Origin of the sequence: Kitasatospora acidiphila, assembly GCF_006636205.1 — a bacterium.
Classification (GTDB): domain Bacteria; phylum Actinomycetota; class Actinomycetes; order Streptomycetales; family Streptomycetaceae; genus Kitasatospora; species Kitasatospora acidiphila.
In genome coordinates, this window is sequence record NZ_VIGB01000003.1 from 4,394,374 (window position 1) to 4,408,871 (window position 14,498).

A 14,498-nucleotide genomic window follows, 5' to 3' on the forward strand; every position below is an offset into this window, starting at 1 on the left:
ATTGGACGATATGGATCGCTGGGACTTTGACTGATTGTCAACGGCCCGGCGCGCAAAGCCGGTCCCGCTGGAGATCGGAGACGTGCCATGTCGACAGGACGGGCAGAACAGGAAGAGCTGGAAGAGAGCGCTGCCACCGGGCCCTTGAACGGCGTGCGGGTGGTCGAGCTGGCCAGCGTGATCATGGCCCCCTACGCGGCCCGCCAGCTCGGTGACCTCGGTGCGGACGTGATCAAGGTAGAGCCGCCGGACGGCGACATGACCCGCCACTACCCGCCGACCCGCACCCCCGGGATGGGCGTGCTGGCGCTCAACCTCAACCGCAACAAGCGCAGCGTCGCCATCGACCTCAAGGCCCCGGGCGGCCGCGACGCACTCCTCGCCCTGATCGCGACCGCGGACGTGTTCATCACCAACCTCCGCCCGCAGGCCCTGCAACGGCTCGGCCTGGACTACGAGGACGTGGCGGCCGGCCACCCCGGCCTGGTCTACCTCAACGCCCAGGGCTTCCGCAGCGACTCCGCACTCGGCAGCCGCCCGGCCTACGACGACATCGTGCAGGCAGCCTCCGGCCTGGTGTGGCTGAACGAACAGGTCAGCGGCATCCCGTACTTCGTCCCCACCGTGCTCGCCGACAAGATCTGCGGCCTGGTGATCACGCAGTCGGTGCTGGCCGCGCTGCACCACCGCGACCGCACCGGCCAGGGGCAGCACGTCGAGGTGCCGATGGCCGACACCATGCTGGCGTTCAACCTGGTCGAGCACCTGGCTGCGGCGACCCTGGACCCGCCGGAAGGCCCGATCGGCTACTCGCGGGCGCTCAGCGCCCAGCGCCGGGCGGCCCGCACGGCGGACGGCTGGATGTGCATCCTGCCCTACAACGACCGCAACTGGCGCGACTTCTTCGCCTTCGTCGGCCGCCCGGAACTGGCCGACGACCCGCGCTTCGGCACGCTCCCCGACCGCGCCCGCAATGCCGACGAACTCTACCGGCTGGCAGCTGAGTTCACCCCGCAGCACAGCACCGCCGAGTGGCAGGCGTTCTGCGACTCGGCCGGCATCCCGGCCGCCCAGGTGCTGAGCCTTGCGGAGGCCGCGAGTAGCGCCTACGCCACCGAAGGCGGCCTGCTGCGGACGGCCCAGCACCCCACCGAGGGCGCCTACCACCTGATCGGCGAGCCGGTGCGCTTCCAGGCCACCCCGGCCGGCCTGCACCGGCACTGCCCGCGGATCGGCGAACACACCGACGAGGTCTTCGCCGAGATCGGCCACCGCCCGTCCGCTTGAGCCCGCGCCCCACCGTGAATCGAGGACCGCATGAGCGAGCAGGAACCACTGCGCGTCGAACACCGGGCCAACGGTGTCGCCGTGCTCACCTTCGACAACCCCGACAAGCGCAACCCGATGACCAGGCGGCTCACCGAGCAGTGGCAGTACACCATGCGCTCGCTGCGCGAGGACGGCGAGCTGCGCGCCGTCGTGGTCACCGGCACCGGCCCCGCGTTCTGCTCGGGCGCCGACCTCGGCGAACTCGCCGACGGACACGGCCGGGGCCTGGCCGCCGCCCGAGCCGACCTCTCGGCCTTCTACCGGACCTGGCTGGCCGTGCGCGACCTGCCGGTCCCCACCCTCGCGGCCGTCAACGGCCATGCGGTGGGCGCCGGGCTGGCCCTGGTCCTGGCCTGCGACCTGCGTTACGCCGCCGAGCAGGCGAAGCTCGGCGCGCCGTTCGTCCAGCTCGGGCTGCACCCGGGGATGGCCACCACCGCACTGCTCGCCGAGGCCGTCGGCCTGCCGCGGGCCCGCGAACTGCTGCTGACCGGGCGGCTGTTGAGCGGAACCGAGGCCGCCGCCATGGGCCTGGTGCAGCAGGCGCTGCCCGCCGAGCAGGTGCTGCGGACCGCGCTGGACGTGGCCGACGAGATCGCCGCCGCGGCACCCCTGGCGGTCAGGCTCACCAAGAGCGGCCTGGCGCACGGCCGGCTCACCGTGGAGCAGGCGCTGACCTGGGAGGCGCTCGCCCAACCCGTGACCATCACCTCGGACGACTTCCGCGAAGGCGTCCAGGCCCGCCAGGAGCACCGCAACCCGCACTTCACCGGCGCCTGACCCATGAGGAGCACCCACATGATCTCCCGAGCAGTCCAACTTCCTTCTGAAATACGGATGCTGCGTCAACAAGTGCGCGACTTCCTGAACGCCGAGCGGGCCGCCGGCACCATCCTGGGCCGCCCCGACTCATGGCTGACCGGCTGGGACCCCGGCTTCACCCGGCGCCTGGCCGAGCGCGGCTGGGTCGGCATGGCGCTGCCGCGCGAGTACGGTGGCAGCGGGCGCGGCAACCTCGAACGCTACGTCGTCATCGAGGAGTTGCTGGCGGCGGGTGCCCCGGTCTCGGCCCACTGGGTCGCCGACCGGCAGGCCGGGCCGTCCATCCTGCGGCACGGCACCGAGGAGCAGCGCCGCCGCTTCCTGCCCAGGATCGCCGCCGGGCAGTGCTTCTTCTCCATCGGCATGAGCGAACAGCACAGCGGCTCGGACCTGGCCTCGGTGCGGACGCGGGCGGAACGGACCGGCAACGGCTGGCGGTTGACCGGCACCAAGATGTGGACCGGCGGCGCGCACGTCAACGACTACGCGATCGTGCTCGCCCGCACGGACGAATCGGCGGACCGGCACGCCGGGTTGAGCCAGTTCATCGTCGACCTGCGCGATCCGCGGATCCGGGTCGAGCCGATCCGGCTGCTCAGCGGTGAGCACACCTTCAACTACGTGCACCTGGAGGCCGTCGAGCTCGCCGACGACGCGCTGCTCGGCCACGCCGGTGACGGCTGGCAGCAGGTCACCGGGGAGCTGGCCCTGGAGCGCAGCGGGCCGGAGCGGTTCCTGTCCACGCTGCCCCTGCTGATCGCGCTGGTCGCAGAGTTGCGGCGCGGTGCCTGCAGCCCGGAGCAGCACGCCCGGGTCGGCCGGCTCACCGCGCGCCTGGCCTCGATCCGGCAGCTGTCGCTGTCCGTGGCCGCCGCCCTGGAGGCCGGCCGCCCGGCCGATGTGCAGGCCGCGCTGGTCAAGGACCTCGGCACCCGCTTCGAGGGCGAACTCATCAACGAGGCACGGGAGATCCTGCCGGTCGCCGCCCGGTTCGACGCCACCCGCGGCAGCTACCCCGAACTGCTCGCCACCGCGATCCTGCACTCACCGGGATACACCCTGCGCGGCGGCACCAACGAGATCCTGCGCGGCATCATCACCCGAGGCCTGGAGGCGTCCCGATGAGCACCCAATCCGTCTTCGAACGGGCTGCCACCGTGCTGGCCGGACCGAGCGCGCCCGACACCCCCCGGGCGGTGTGGGACGCGCTGCGCACGGCCGGTGCCCTGCCGCCGCTCGACGCGGACCCGGCCGACCTGGTCGCGCTGGTCGGCGAGGCCGGCTACCACGGCACCCCGGCCCCGCTCGCCGAGACACTGCTGGTCGCCCGCCCACTGCTGGCCGCGGCCGGGCTCGCCGCACCCCACGGGCCGCTCGCGGTCGCCGCCGGCCCACTCGACGTGGTCTTCGCCCACCCCGACACGGGCAACCGGGTCGGCCCGCCGGGTGCGGGCGGCACCGACGACGCCGTGCGGGTCAGCGGCGTGCTGAGCCGGGTGCCATGGGCCCGGGCAGCCGACGCCGTGGTGGTGCTGACCGAGGGGCCGTCCTGCGGGCCGGTCCTGCTGCTCCTCGAAGCAGGCGAGTTCCTGCGGGTCGAGGGCACCAACCTGGCGGGTGAGCCCAGGGACGACCTGGTGCTGATCGACGCGGCCGTCCCCGCCGAACGGGTTCGCCGGATCCCGGCCGCCCTGGCCCGTGAGGCGCAGTGGCGCTCCGGCCTGGCCCGTGCCGCCCTGATCGCCGGCGCGGCCCGCCGCTGCGTCGACCTCACCGTCGCCCGCACCGGCTCCCGCGTGCAGTTCGGCCGCCCGCTGAGCCACTTCCAGGCGGTCAAGCAGGAGGAGGCCAGGCTGATCGAGGAGGCGGCGCTGGTCGACGCGGCCGTCGGCGCTGCCGCAGCCGCCCTGCCCACTCCCGACACCTGCGAGCTCCCCGCTTGGATCGCCGCCGCCCAGGCCTCGGCCTCGGTCGCCGAGATCACCCGCATCGCCCACCAGCTCCACGGCGCCATCGGCTTCACCGAACTCAGCCGACTCCACCTGGCCACCACCCGGCTGTGGTCGTGGCGCGACGAGGACGGCACCGAGCAGGCCTGGTGCCGGAGGATCGGCCGGCAAGTAGTGGAGGGCGACCCGCTGTGGCCCCAGGTGACCGGCGGCTGAGTCGACCGGGCGGCGGGGCCGGGGCGGTGCTCCCGGCCCCGCCGCCCGGTGGAGCGGACTGGCTACGGGCAGATCGGCTCAATGGTCGGGAAGTAGCTGCGGTACCGGGCGGCATCACGCGTGAGCAGCCGATGGCCCCGGACCGCCGCTGGGCGCCGATGTACTAGCTCCCCTCAGCTGTCTCGGCCGGGGTCGACAGGTTCCGCACCTGCTCGTCGTAGTCGGCCAGCACACTCGCCAGCTGCTCGAGCGACTCCGGCGGAATGTCGGCGGGCGCGGACTCCACCACGTAGCGCGCGGCCGCGGTGAGTGCGGCCAGCTCGTAGGCGTGGAACGTGCCGCGCAGCACCATCGGCCGCACCCTCTCCAACTGCATCACGCGGCCTTGGCGCGGACGTAGTCGGTGACCTGCTTCAGCTCGGCCTCGAACTGGTCGTAGTCCTCCTGCATGCCGTTGATGTACGCGCTCCAGCCGAGGCTGGCCTTGGCGTAGTGGACGGCCTCCTGGATCTCCTCGTCGGTGGCGCCGAAGAGCTTGGCGGCCTCGGTGTGGAACAGGGAGCAGTAGCGGCACTTGGTCTCGGCGTGCAGCCCGACCCCGATCAGTTCCTTGTACTTGTTCGGGATCAGCGTCTCGCCGAGTTCGATCCGCTTGAAGATCTCCCACTCCGGCCCGAGCAGCTCGGTGGGGATCTTGGTGAAGAAGTGCGGGACGAGGCCCAGCGTCTCCTTGATGTCGGCCTCGATCTCGGCACGGTTGACCGTGGTGGCCATAACGGCCTCCTCTTGGGTCCCGGATGCCCGGCTCGGCCCAGTCCGCGTGGCCCGAAGACTTCCCGAAGGCCGAGCCCTGCCTTCGCCGCACCGCCCTGGTCGGGCTCCGTGCGCGAGGACCGGCATCGGGCCCTGCCCTCACCGTAACCAGCCGGGATCCGCCCCGGCCAGCACCGGAGGCCGGGCTACCTGCGGCAATCCAGTCGCACCCGGGCCCGGGGCGAGGAGTCGGCGCAGCGCAGTCGGCGTGTGTCCCACGTGCTCGCGGATGGTGCGGGTCAGGTGCGCCTGGTCGGCGAAGCCGAGCTGTGCGGCCAGGTCGGCGAGGCTGGGTGCGCCCTCGGCGATGCGGTCCATGGCCCGGGTGACGCGCACGCGGTTGCGGTAGCGGGTCAGGGAGACACCCGTCTCCCGGGAGAACACCCGGCTGAGCCGGTAGGGCGACACCTCCAGCAGCGCGGCCAGGCCGGAGAGCCCCGCCGCCTCCGCCGCCTCCTCGGTGATCGCCTCACGCGCCGCGGCGGCCAGCGCCCGGTCGGCCGGCCGCGAATGCGGACGCGGACGCGGCTGGGATTGGACGGACGGCTCACCGGCCGCTGCCGCGACCAGGCGAACCAGCTCCTCGGTCAGCGCGTAGTCGACGTCGCCGGTGCCCGCGGCGACGACGAGACGGCGGTGGGCGAGATCGACGCGCGCGTCCACGTAGACGGTCGCCGCAGTGGGAGGGTGTCCCAGGAGGGCGGGCGTGAAGCTGACCGACGTGCAGAGGTCGCCGCCGGCCGGGTGCGCGAAGCGCTCCTCCTCACCGGGTGCGCCCAGGTAGGCCATGGTCGGGTCCAGATCGGCCTCGCCGCCGTCGACCCAGCGCCGGAACCTGCCGCGTCGCACCAGCACCAGGCGGTGGTCATCACGGGTCTCCAGCCCCGACCATCGGACGTGATCGGAACGGCACCCCACCACGGCCACGGTGAACTCGGGCCGGGCGGCGAGGATCGAAGCCGAGAGCATGCCGCGAACGGTAGCCGCCGGGTACGACAGAACGGCCCGCAAGGATCTTCAAGACCTCCATGGCCATCACCCCGGATCCTTGGGGAACTTGATGACACGAAGGGAACCATCCATGGCCGTCCACGCAGAGCTCACCGCGATCACCATCGACTGCGCCGATCCCCGGGCCCTCGCCGAGTTCTACCGGAAGCTCACCGGCTGGGACATCGGGCAGGCTGACGACGACTTCGTCCAGCTGGGCCAGGGGACAGTCCAGTTGGCCTTCCAGCGGGTCGCCGACTACCGGGGGCCGAGCTGGCCCGACGCCGCAAAGCACGCCCACCTCGACTTCACCGTCGCCGACCCGGAGATCGCGGTGAAGGAACTGCTCGCAGCGGGAGCGGCCAAGCCCGAGTTCCAGCCCGGCGGGGACCAGTGGACCGTTCTCGCCGACCCCGAAGGCCATCTGTTCTGCCTCGCCTCAGCCTGACCGGGAGTCGATCACCATGGCCTCGATCCACAAGGAACTCATCGTCGACGCCCACCCCGAGCTGGTGTGGGCGGTGCTCAGCGACTACGGCGCGGTACACGAGCGCCTCGCACCCGGGTACGTCATCGACACCCAGCTGAACTCGGACACCCGCACCGTCACCTTCGCCGACGGCACGATCGTCCTCGAACGGCTCGTCGACCTCGACCACCAGGCGATGCGCCTCGCCTACACGGTCATCGGCGGCAGCCTCCACCCGTCCCACCACCACGCTTCCATGCAGGCGCTGCCGGAAGGCGGCGGCCGGACGAGATTCGTGTGGCACACCGACGTCCTCCCCGATGCCCTGGCCGCACCGATCGCCGAGTCCATGGAGCACGGCTCGGCGGTCATCCGGCGCGCCCTGGAGGCCGCGCAGCCGGGCAGCTGAACTGCCCCTGCCAGGGCGGCCGTTCCGGGGCATCACTCACCCGGAACGGCCGGCCGGGCCTACTCGCCGAACTCGTCGAACGCAGCGGTGAGGTCGGCCGCCACCGCCTGGGGGTCGCGGGCCTCGATGCGGTGACGTGGGATGAAGTAGACGAGCTCGCCGTCCTTGAACACGGCGAACGACGGCTCGGACGGCGGGATGTCCGCGATGTAGCTGCGGAACCGCGCGGTGGCCTCCAGATCCTGTTCGGCGAAGACCGTCAGCAGCCGGTCCGGACGCTTGGAGGCGTTCTCCAGGGCGAGGCGCACCCCCTGACGAGCCATCACCGCAGCGCCGTACACCGCATTGACGACCACCAGGGTCAGGCCAGTGTCGGCGTCCTTCATGGCGGCTTCCACGTCGTCGGCAGTCAGCAGTTCCGCCCACCACGCAGCGCCGGACGTCAGGCCGTGATCTCCCGCCCAGGCGCGGTGCTGGCCATCTGTCAGCAAGCAAGCAGGAGTTCGGCTGCCGGGGTGTGGTTTCCGGTCGTGGCGGCTCCGGCCATTGCCGAGGCGGCCGTGGCCGGGTCGGTGCCGGGCGGCACCACCAGCAGCAGGAAGTGGTCCTGGAAGCCCCGAGTGACGCTGATCGTCGCGTTGCTGCCGGTGAACCAGTTGATCCTGATCATCAGGTTGTTCACCACGATGGACCGGGGCACGCCGTCCCAGGCCGTGGTGTCGAGACCGACCCGGATGATGCGCCCGAAGTGGGCGCCGAGCGCGGTGATCAAGTCCGGCAGCTCGACGGCGAGGTGCTTCGAGCGGGGCCACCAAGCCCCGTCGAAGACGCCCTCCCGCGACATCGACGGCTCAAGTAGCAGCCGCGGCAGCAGCGATTCATCGGCCGATGACCACAGCCCGGCAGAGGCAGGGAAGAAGAAGGTCGGCATCATGCGGAGCCGCCCGTCTGGTCCACGAGGGACCAATCATGACCCAGGGCGACGTCGACGCTGATGCCGGTGTACGGAATGTCCTTGGTTGTCTCCCAACGTACTCCGCGGCGCTCTTCCCCGGGGCCACCCGCCACCGGAGTAGCCTCGAAGACATCCAGGGCATCCCGCATTCCGGTACTCGTTCCGGCTTCGTTCTGGGTGAAGGACAGCCCGGCGGCCCCTGATCGGGCAGCCGGAGACGGGAAACGGTGAAAACCGTGACCACTCACTCACCGCAGTCGGCACAGCGCGACCACGGCCTCACGGTCGCCGACGCCATGGAAACCTGCGACTACCAGATAGCCGACGACAGCACCGTCGATCGCGCCAACGACATCCTGCACAGCGCCCACGTCGAGTACCTGCTCGTCCGCGACCACAACGGCCGCTGCGAGGGGCTGGTCACCCGCATCGGACTCCGCCCGTTCCTGGCCCGCTCCTGGTACACCGAGCGGACCGCGATCAGCGCCACCTCGCACCAGCGGGGCCCGTTCGCCTGGCCGACCATGGGTCTGACCCTGGCCGCGCTCGCGATGCGCATCAAGCGCCTGGCGGTCTGGCCCGTCGTCGACGACGACGGCTACATCCTCGGCGTGCTCACGGCGGACCGCGCCACCGGCGTCCTCGCCGCCGCGCCCGCCTGACCCGACAACCGCTCCCCGCCCCGTCCATGGAGTTTCGGACGGCTTGGGCCCGGCCGGGAGCGGAACCGTCACGAACACCGGTCGCACTCTCGCCACATCACCCGCCACCCGTAAGTGATGCAGTAGCATTGCACCTATTACACACTAAGGGGGCGGCAGTGCACGACGTCACGGTTGGCGAGCTCGTACGGATGTGGGTTGACGGCTGGATCGTCTCGCGCGGCGCGTCCGATCCGATCGAGCAGCCATGGGGATGGACGATCGACATGGGGCAGGCCACGCACGTGTCGCGGCATGTGCTGCCCGCTCCCCGCGAGGCAGACGTGCGCAAGATCGTGGCCGATACGAGTGCGCCGGGGACGTGGCTGAAGCTGTTCGCGGCGGAGGGCACCGTCCGGCCATGGCTGGGCCCTGGCTGGCAGTTCGACCAGGTCGCATGCCTGATGACCGTGCCGCTCGCCCCCGAGCGGCCCGAAGTTCCGGCCGGCTACACCCTGACCCGCTGGACCAGGGGCGGGGTCACCCGCGTGCTGGTCCGCACCTCCGAGGGGCACTTCGCCGCCCGCGGCCAGGTCGCCGCGACCGGCCGCAGCGCCGTCGTCGACCAGATCGAGACCGCCCCGGGACACCGGCGTCGCGGGCTCGGTGCCCTGGTGATGCGAACGCTGCAGGACACCGCCCACGCAGCCGGCGCCACCACCGGCGTGCTCGTCGCCACCCCTGACGGTCAGGCGCTCTACTCCACGCTGGGCTGGACCACCCACTCCCCCATGACCAGCCTGTGGTTCGAGCCGTCGGACAGCTCCTCCTGACGCGCCGAGGCCCGGCGGAGTGGAGGCTGCACCGCCCGTGCAGCGGCCTCACGAGACAGCGAACCGCCGACCTGAAGCACCTGGAGGTGGAGCACTTGTCGCCGGCAGTCGCGCCGTCGCCGTGCTCGTCGCTGATCTTCTGCGAGACGCTACGGACAGATCAGTTCGATGGTCGGAAAGTAGGTCCGGTAGCGCGAGGCGTCGCGCGTGAGCAGTCGGTACCCACGCACAGCCGCATGCGCTCCGATGTAGAAGTCCGGCAGGGGCGCGGTCTTCTGCCCGCCACGCTTGCGGTACAGCAGGAATGCCTTGCCTGCAAGGAACCCGGCCTCGTAGGGGAGCGGCTCTCGGGCGAAGTCCGCGGTGGGCAGGACCGCGTCCAAGTCCTCGATCGCCGCGTACGCCACCGAGACCTCGGCGTAGACGATCGGGTTGATCACCACCTCCCCCTCGTCCTGGGCGTTGGACAGCGCGGACTCCGACCAGTCGGCCCATTTCTCATCGTCCGTCATCAGGTCGAGCAGCACACAGGAGTCGACCAACGTCACTGGTCGGCCCTCTCCCGGGCCGACCGGCCTCAACCGACTACTCGCCACGCAAGAGCTCCATGATCTCGTCCGTGGACATGCCGCCCGCAGCGCTTCCCCTCATCCGGCGGGCCACCCGCTGTCCTCTGGTGCCATGCCCCTCCCGGCGCACTATCCGCAGGACGCCACCCTCCTCGATGACGTCCACCTCGTCCCCGGGTCGCAGACCGCACTTCTCGCGAATGTCTGCGGGGATGGTGACTTGTCCCTTGCTGTTGAGTCGCATCTCCCACCTCCTGTACCACGTAATACTGCTACCACGTAATACTAGACCGCACGTGTCCGCCCGGAAGCGGTGCGACCATCGCCCAGTCCTTTCGGGCGGCGCTGAACATGGCTGTGGCTCGAGAGTCGGTCCAGACTCCCGAGCCACAGCCATGTGCCGGGGTCAGTCCGCCAGCGGCAGATAGACCCGGTTGCCCTGGGCCGCGAACTCGGCGGACTTCTCCGCCATGCCCGCCAGCGCCTCGGCGTCGAACTCGCTGGCCACCGCCGACGAACCTCCCCCAGCCTTCGGCCGGGAGGTGCCCCCATCGTGCTCGTCGCGGATCTTCTGCGAGATCTTCATCGAGCAGAACTTCGGCCCGCACATCGAGCAGAAGTGCGCCGTCTTGGCCGGCTCCGCGGGGAGCGTCTCGTCGTGGAAGGCGCGGGCCGTCTCCGGGTCGAGGGCCAGGTTGAACTGGTCCTCCCAGCGGAACTCGAAGCGGGCGTCGGAGAGGGCGTCGTCCCAGTCGCGCGCGCCGGGGTGGCCCTTGGCGAGGTCGGCGGCGTGGGCGGCGATCTTGTAGGTGATCACGCCGGTCTTGACGTCGTCCCGGTTGGGCAGGCCCAGGTGCTCCTTGGGCGTGACGTAGCAGAGCATCGCGGTGCCCCACCAGGCGATCATCGCGGCGCCGATGCCCGAGGTGATGTGGTCGTAGCCGGGCGCCACGTCGGTGGTCAGCGGGCCCAGGGTGTAGAAGGGGGCCTCGTCGCAGATCTCCTTCTGGAGATCCATGTTCTCCTTGATCTTGTTCATCGCGACGTGGCCCGGGCCCTCGATCATCACCTGGACGTCCTTGGCCCGCGCGATCCGGCCGAGCTCGCCGAGGGTCTGCAGTTCGGCGAACTGGGCCTCGTCGTTGGCGTCGGCGGTCGAGCCCGGGCGCAGGCCGTCACCGAGCGAGAAGGTGACGTCGTAGGCGCGCAGGATGTCGCAGAGTTCCTCGAAGTTGGTGTAGAGGAAGTTCTCCTGATGGTGCGCCAGGCACCAGGCGGCCATGATGGAGCCGCCGCGCGAGACGATGCCGGTCTTGCGGCGGGCGGTCAGCGGGACGTAGCGCAGCAGCACGCCGGCGTGCACCGTCATGTAGTCGACGCCCTGCTCGCACTGCTCGATGACGGTGTCCCGGTAGACCTCCCAACTCAGCTCCTCGGCCCGGCCGTCCACCTTCTCCAGCGCCTGGTAGAGCGGCACGGTGCCGATCGGCACCGGGGAGTTGCGCAGGATCCACTCGCGGGTGGTGTGGATGTTGCGGCCGGTGGAGAGGTCCATGACGGTGTCGGCACCCCAGCGGGTGGCCCAGGTCATCTTCTCCACCTCCTCCTCGATGGAGGAAGTGACCGCCGAATTGCCGATGTTGGCGTTGATCTTGACCAGGAAGTTGGTGCCGATGATGGCCGGCTCCACCTCCGGGTGGTTGACGTTCACCGGGATCACGGCGCGGCCGCGGGCCACCTCGTCGCGGACGAACTCCGGCTCCAGGCCCTCGCGCAGCGCCACGAACTCCATCTCGGGGGTGATGATCCCGCGCTTGGCGTAGCCGAGCTGGGTCACCGCCACCCCGTCGCGGGCGCGCAGCGGGCGGCGCGGGCGGCCGGGGAAGACCGCGTCCAGGTTGCGCAGGTCGCCACCGCGCGGCGAGGTGTGCTTGATCCCGTCGTCCTCGGGCCGCGCCTCGCGGCCGTCGTACTCCTCGATGTCGCCGCGCTGGCGGATCCAGGAGTCGCGCAGCGCGGGCAGGCCGCGGCGCACGTCGGGCTGGTGGTCGGGGTCGGTGTACGGCCCGGAGGTGTCGTACAGCGGCACGGTGGCGCCGTTGGTGAGGTGCACCTCGCGGTAGGGGACCCGCAGATCGGGGCGGGAGCCCTGGCGGTAGGCCTTGCGCCAGGCCGGGGTGGGGTACCCGGTGGCGGCGCTGCTGACTGCGGTCCGGTCCTCGGTGGTGGCCGGGCGTGCGTCATCCAAACTGGTCATCAGACCTTCTACTCCCTACGCCGGCATTACCCGGTCAGGTTCCTGCGGTCGGCGCAGCGGTCGGCCCGTCCGTCGACGGATCGTTCAGCGCCCTCTCAGCCCGGTGCTCCGAGCTCCCGTTCGGCAGGCGGAAGTGCCTGCCTGAAGACCTCCCCACGGTAACGGGCGGTCCGGCGGAGCGTCCAGAGGGGGTGCGGTCGGCGAGCGGGCGGCCCCGCCCTGGGCAGCCGTCGGTGCCCGGGGGCACACTGGGAGCTCGCCGACGGACGGCGAAGGTGCAGCGACGGGGGGGACGCAACGGTGATCGGATACACCGGACGGGTCACGGGCAGGGTCGGCGAAGGGCTGGTCGGCGAGGTGATGGTGCACGTGCCGGAACGGGTCGGCACCGAGGCCTTCCTGGCCTACCTGGCGGTGCCGGGCGACCAACTGCCGGTCGGGACCCCGGTGGTGGTGGTCGAGTACCAGCCGCCGCGGACCGTCTTCGTGGCCCCGACCACGGGCTGACGCGGCACCAGCCGGGGGGTGCGGTGGATGGGCAGCGTGTCCGCACTTTGTCACCTCTGAGTGACAACATCGGCGACACGCCGCCCCGGTATTCCCAACCGAATGGATCAAGCGCAGAATCTCCACTCGCCACCGCGTTCCGCGCAATCCTGCACAACCGAGCGCAGCCACGGAGCGGTGTGCCCTGAAGGGGGAAGCAGCCGATGTTGATCGGCATCATCGCGGGGGCGGCAGTCGCCGCCGTCATTCTTCTGATCGTGCTGTTCAAGCTCTGCTGGCGCGTCGCCGAGCCGAACGAGGCACTGGTCATCTCCGGTTCCAACCACCGCACCGAAGGCGTCGGCGAGGGACTGGGCTTTCGGATCGTCACCGGTCGCGGGACCCTGGTGACCCCGGGCATCCAGACCGTGCGCAAGCTCTCACTCGACCTCAACGAAGCCGAGCTGGATGTCGAGTGTGTGACCTCGCAGGGCATCCCGGTGCGGGTCAAGGGTGTGGTGATCTTCAAGGTCGGCGACGACATGGTGTCGATCGCCAACGCCGCCCGGCGCTTCCTGGACCAGCAGAAGCAGATGGGCAACCGGGTCCACAACGTCTTCGCCGGCCATCTGCGCTCCATCGTCGGCGGGTTGACGGTCGAGCAGATGATCCGCGACCGCGAGCGGCTCACCGGTGAGACCCGGGCGGCCTCCGGCACCGAGATGGAGAAGCTCGGACTGATCATCGACTCGCTGCAGATCCAGGAGATCCTGGACCCGACCGGCTACATCAAGAACCTGGCCGCGCCGCACGCCGCCGCCGTGCAGCGGGACGCCCGCATCGCGGCCGCCGAGGCCGACCGGGTGGCCACCGAGGCCGAGCAGGAGGCGTCCGCCCGCAAGGCCGAGGCAACCCGCAACTCCGGTATCCAGCAGGCCGGTTACCAGGCCGAGATGGACACCGCCGCAGCCCGCGCGCTGCAGGCCGGCCCGCTCGCCGAGGCCGCCGCCCGGCAGGAGGTCGTGGTCCAGGAGACCAAGGTCGCCGAGCTGGAGGGTCTGCGCAAGGAGCAGCAGCTGCAGGCGGAGGTCCGCAAGCCGGCCGACGCGCGCGCCTACGAGACCCGCACCAAGGCCGACGCCGACCGCGACGCCCGGATCTCGGCCGCCCAGGCGCAGGCCAAGGAGACCGAGCTGAAGGCCGGTGCCGAGGCCAACCGGGTCAAGGTCGCCGCGCAGGCCGAGGCCGAGGCGACCAAGGCCCGCGGTCTGGCCGCCGCCGAGGCCACCCGGGCGACCGGTCAGGCCGAGGCCGCCTCCGCCGAGGCCAAGGGTCTGGCCGCCGCCGAGGCGGCCCGCGCCCTCGGTCTGGCCGAGGCCGAGGCGATCAAGGCCCGGGCCGCCGCGCTGGCGGAGAACCAGGAGGCCGTGGTCGCCCAGCAACTCGCCGAGAACTGGCCGGAGATCGTCCGGGCCGGGGCCGACGCCTTCGGCAACGTGGAGCACATGGTGCTGCTCAACGGCGCCGAGGGCATGGGCGAGATGTTCGCCAAGGCGCTCACCATGGGCGGCACCGGTCTCGGGCTGGCCCGCCAGCTGCTCGGCACGATGAACCCGGGCAGCGGCGAGGAGGCCAAGGACGCCAAGGAGGCCAAGCCGGCCAAGCCCGCGTCGCAGACGATCCCGCTGCAGGACGTGCAGTGAGCTGAACAGCCGTAAGGCACAAGGAGAACGCGGCCGCGACCGATCCCTCCCCCCGGA

18 protein-coding genes are annotated in these 14,498 nt (G+C 71.1%); 10 read left to right on the forward strand and 8 right to left on the reverse strand.

Annotated elements, in window-relative coordinates:
• Positions 1-87: 87 nt before the first annotated feature.
• The 4 genes from E6W39_RS20705 to E6W39_RS20720 are packed head-to-tail and all read left to right on the forward strand — an operon-like array spanning position 88 to position 4,316.
• Positions 88-1,287, forward strand: a complete 1,200-nt coding sequence (locus E6W39_RS20705) for a CaiB/BaiF CoA transferase family protein (protein WP_141634792.1) — start codon at positions 88-90, stop codon at positions 1,285-1,287.
• A gap of 30 nt (positions 1,288-1,317) precedes the next feature.
• Positions 1,318-2,109 (forward strand): enoyl-CoA hydratase/isomerase family protein, encoded by a 792-nt coding sequence (locus tag E6W39_RS20710; RefSeq protein WP_141634793.1) that lies wholly within the window; start codon positions 1,318-1,320, stop codon positions 2,107-2,109.
• 57 nt (positions 2,110-2,166) lie between these two features.
• Positions 2,167-3,276: an acyl-CoA dehydrogenase family protein gene (locus E6W39_RS20715; protein ID WP_228718256.1), complete on the forward strand. Its 1,110-nt coding sequence runs from the start codon at positions 2,167-2,169 to the stop codon at positions 3,274-3,276.
• The gene (locus E6W39_RS20720; RefSeq protein WP_141634795.1) at positions 3,273-4,316 is read left to right on the forward strand and encodes an acyl-CoA dehydrogenase family protein; all 1,044 of its coding nucleotides are present in this window, start codon (positions 3,273-3,275) and stop codon (positions 4,314-4,316) included. The genes E6W39_RS20715 and E6W39_RS20720 overlap by 4 nt, the downstream gene beginning before the upstream one ends.
• Before the next feature lie 163 nt (positions 4,317-4,479).
• Here the strand turns inward: E6W39_RS20720 and E6W39_RS20730 are convergent, their stop codons facing one another.
• From E6W39_RS20730 to E6W39_RS20740, 3 genes are all read right to left on the reverse strand, one after another.
• Positions 4,480-4,692, reverse strand: a complete 213-nt coding sequence (locus E6W39_RS20730) for a hypothetical protein (protein ID WP_141634796.1) — start codon at positions 4,690-4,692, stop codon at positions 4,480-4,482.
• The gene (locus tag E6W39_RS20735) at positions 4,692-5,090 is read right to left on the reverse strand and encodes a carboxymuconolactone decarboxylase family protein (protein WP_101380597.1); all 399 of its coding nucleotides are present in this window, start codon (positions 5,088-5,090) and stop codon (positions 4,692-4,694) included. Before E6W39_RS20735 ends, E6W39_RS20730 begins: the two co-directional genes overlap by 1 nt.
• A 138-nt stretch (positions 5,091-5,228) precedes the next feature.
• A complete protein-coding gene (locus tag E6W39_RS20740) occupies positions 5,229-6,098 on the reverse strand; it encodes a helix-turn-helix domain-containing protein (RefSeq protein WP_141634798.1) in 870 nt (289 codons plus the stop codon).
• Positions 6,099-6,210: 112 nt separating this feature from the next.
• On the opposite strand from E6W39_RS20740, the gene E6W39_RS20745 reads away from it, so the two are divergent.
• Both E6W39_RS20745 and E6W39_RS20750 read left to right on the forward strand, forming a co-directional pair.
• A complete protein-coding gene (locus E6W39_RS20745; RefSeq protein WP_141634799.1) occupies positions 6,211-6,567 on the forward strand; it encodes a VOC family protein in 357 nt (118 codons plus the stop codon).
• A gap of 16 nt (positions 6,568-6,583) precedes the next feature.
• Complete coding sequence (locus E6W39_RS20750) at positions 6,584-6,997, forward strand: SRPBCC family protein (protein ID WP_141634800.1); 414 nt, start codon at positions 6,584-6,586, stop codon at positions 6,995-6,997.
• A 59-nt stretch (positions 6,998-7,056) separates the two neighbouring features.
• Here the strand turns inward: E6W39_RS20750 and E6W39_RS20755 are convergent, their stop codons facing one another.
• Both E6W39_RS20755 and E6W39_RS20760 read right to left on the reverse strand, forming a co-directional pair.
• Complete coding sequence (locus E6W39_RS20755) at positions 7,057-7,488, reverse strand: BrxA/BrxB family bacilliredoxin (RefSeq protein WP_228718257.1); 432 nt, start codon at positions 7,486-7,488, stop codon at positions 7,057-7,059.
• Positions 7,482-7,931, reverse strand: a complete 450-nt coding sequence (locus E6W39_RS20760; protein ID WP_323809063.1) for a DUF5994 family protein — start codon at positions 7,929-7,931, stop codon at positions 7,482-7,484. The genes E6W39_RS20755 and E6W39_RS20760 overlap by 7 nt, the downstream gene beginning before the upstream one ends.
• A 257-nt stretch (positions 7,932-8,188) precedes the next feature.
• Between E6W39_RS20760 and E6W39_RS20765 the strand changes: the two genes are divergently transcribed.
• Both E6W39_RS20765 and E6W39_RS20770 read left to right on the forward strand, forming a co-directional pair.
• Positions 8,189-8,614 carry a CBS domain-containing protein gene (locus E6W39_RS20765; protein ID WP_141634803.1) on the forward strand — a complete coding sequence of 142 codons (426 nt, stop codon included), beginning with the start codon at positions 8,189-8,191 and terminating at the stop codon, positions 8,612-8,614.
• 158 nt (positions 8,615-8,772) lie between these two features.
• The gene (locus E6W39_RS20770; protein WP_228718258.1) at positions 8,773-9,426 is read left to right on the forward strand and encodes a GNAT family N-acetyltransferase; all 654 of its coding nucleotides are present in this window, start codon (positions 8,773-8,775) and stop codon (positions 9,424-9,426) included.
• Positions 9,427-9,575: 149 nt separating this feature from the next.
• Here the strand turns inward: E6W39_RS20770 and E6W39_RS20775 are convergent, their stop codons facing one another.
• The 3 genes from E6W39_RS20775 to thiC all read right to left on the reverse strand — a co-directional run bounded on the left by E6W39_RS20775 (position 9,576) and on the right by thiC (position 12,252).
• A complete protein-coding gene (locus E6W39_RS20775; RefSeq protein ID WP_220140244.1) occupies positions 9,576-9,974 on the reverse strand; it encodes a type II toxin-antitoxin system VapC family toxin in 399 nt (132 codons plus the stop codon).
• Positions 9,975-10,011: 37 nt separating this feature from the next.
• A complete protein-coding gene (locus tag E6W39_RS20780; RefSeq protein ID WP_141634804.1) occupies positions 10,012-10,239 on the reverse strand; it encodes an AbrB/MazE/SpoVT family DNA-binding domain-containing protein in 228 nt (75 codons plus the stop codon).
• A 162-nt stretch (positions 10,240-10,401) separates the two neighbouring features.
• Positions 10,402-12,252, reverse strand: coding sequence for a phosphomethylpyrimidine synthase ThiC (gene thiC / locus E6W39_RS20785; RefSeq protein ID WP_141634805.1), 1,851 nt, complete (start codon positions 12,250-12,252; stop codon positions 10,402-10,404).
• 300 nt (positions 12,253-12,552) lie between these two features.
• On the opposite strand from thiC, the gene E6W39_RS20790 reads away from it, so the two are divergent.
• Entirely contained in the window at positions 12,553-12,759 is a 207-nt protein-coding gene (locus E6W39_RS20790) for a hypothetical protein (RefSeq protein WP_141634806.1), read from the forward strand.
• A 203-nt stretch (positions 12,760-12,962) separates the two neighbouring features.
• Positions 12,963-14,441, forward strand: coding sequence for an SPFH domain-containing protein (locus tag E6W39_RS20795; RefSeq protein WP_141634807.1), 1,479 nt, complete (start codon positions 12,963-12,965; stop codon positions 14,439-14,441).
• Positions 14,442-14,498: the final 57 nt, after the last annotated feature.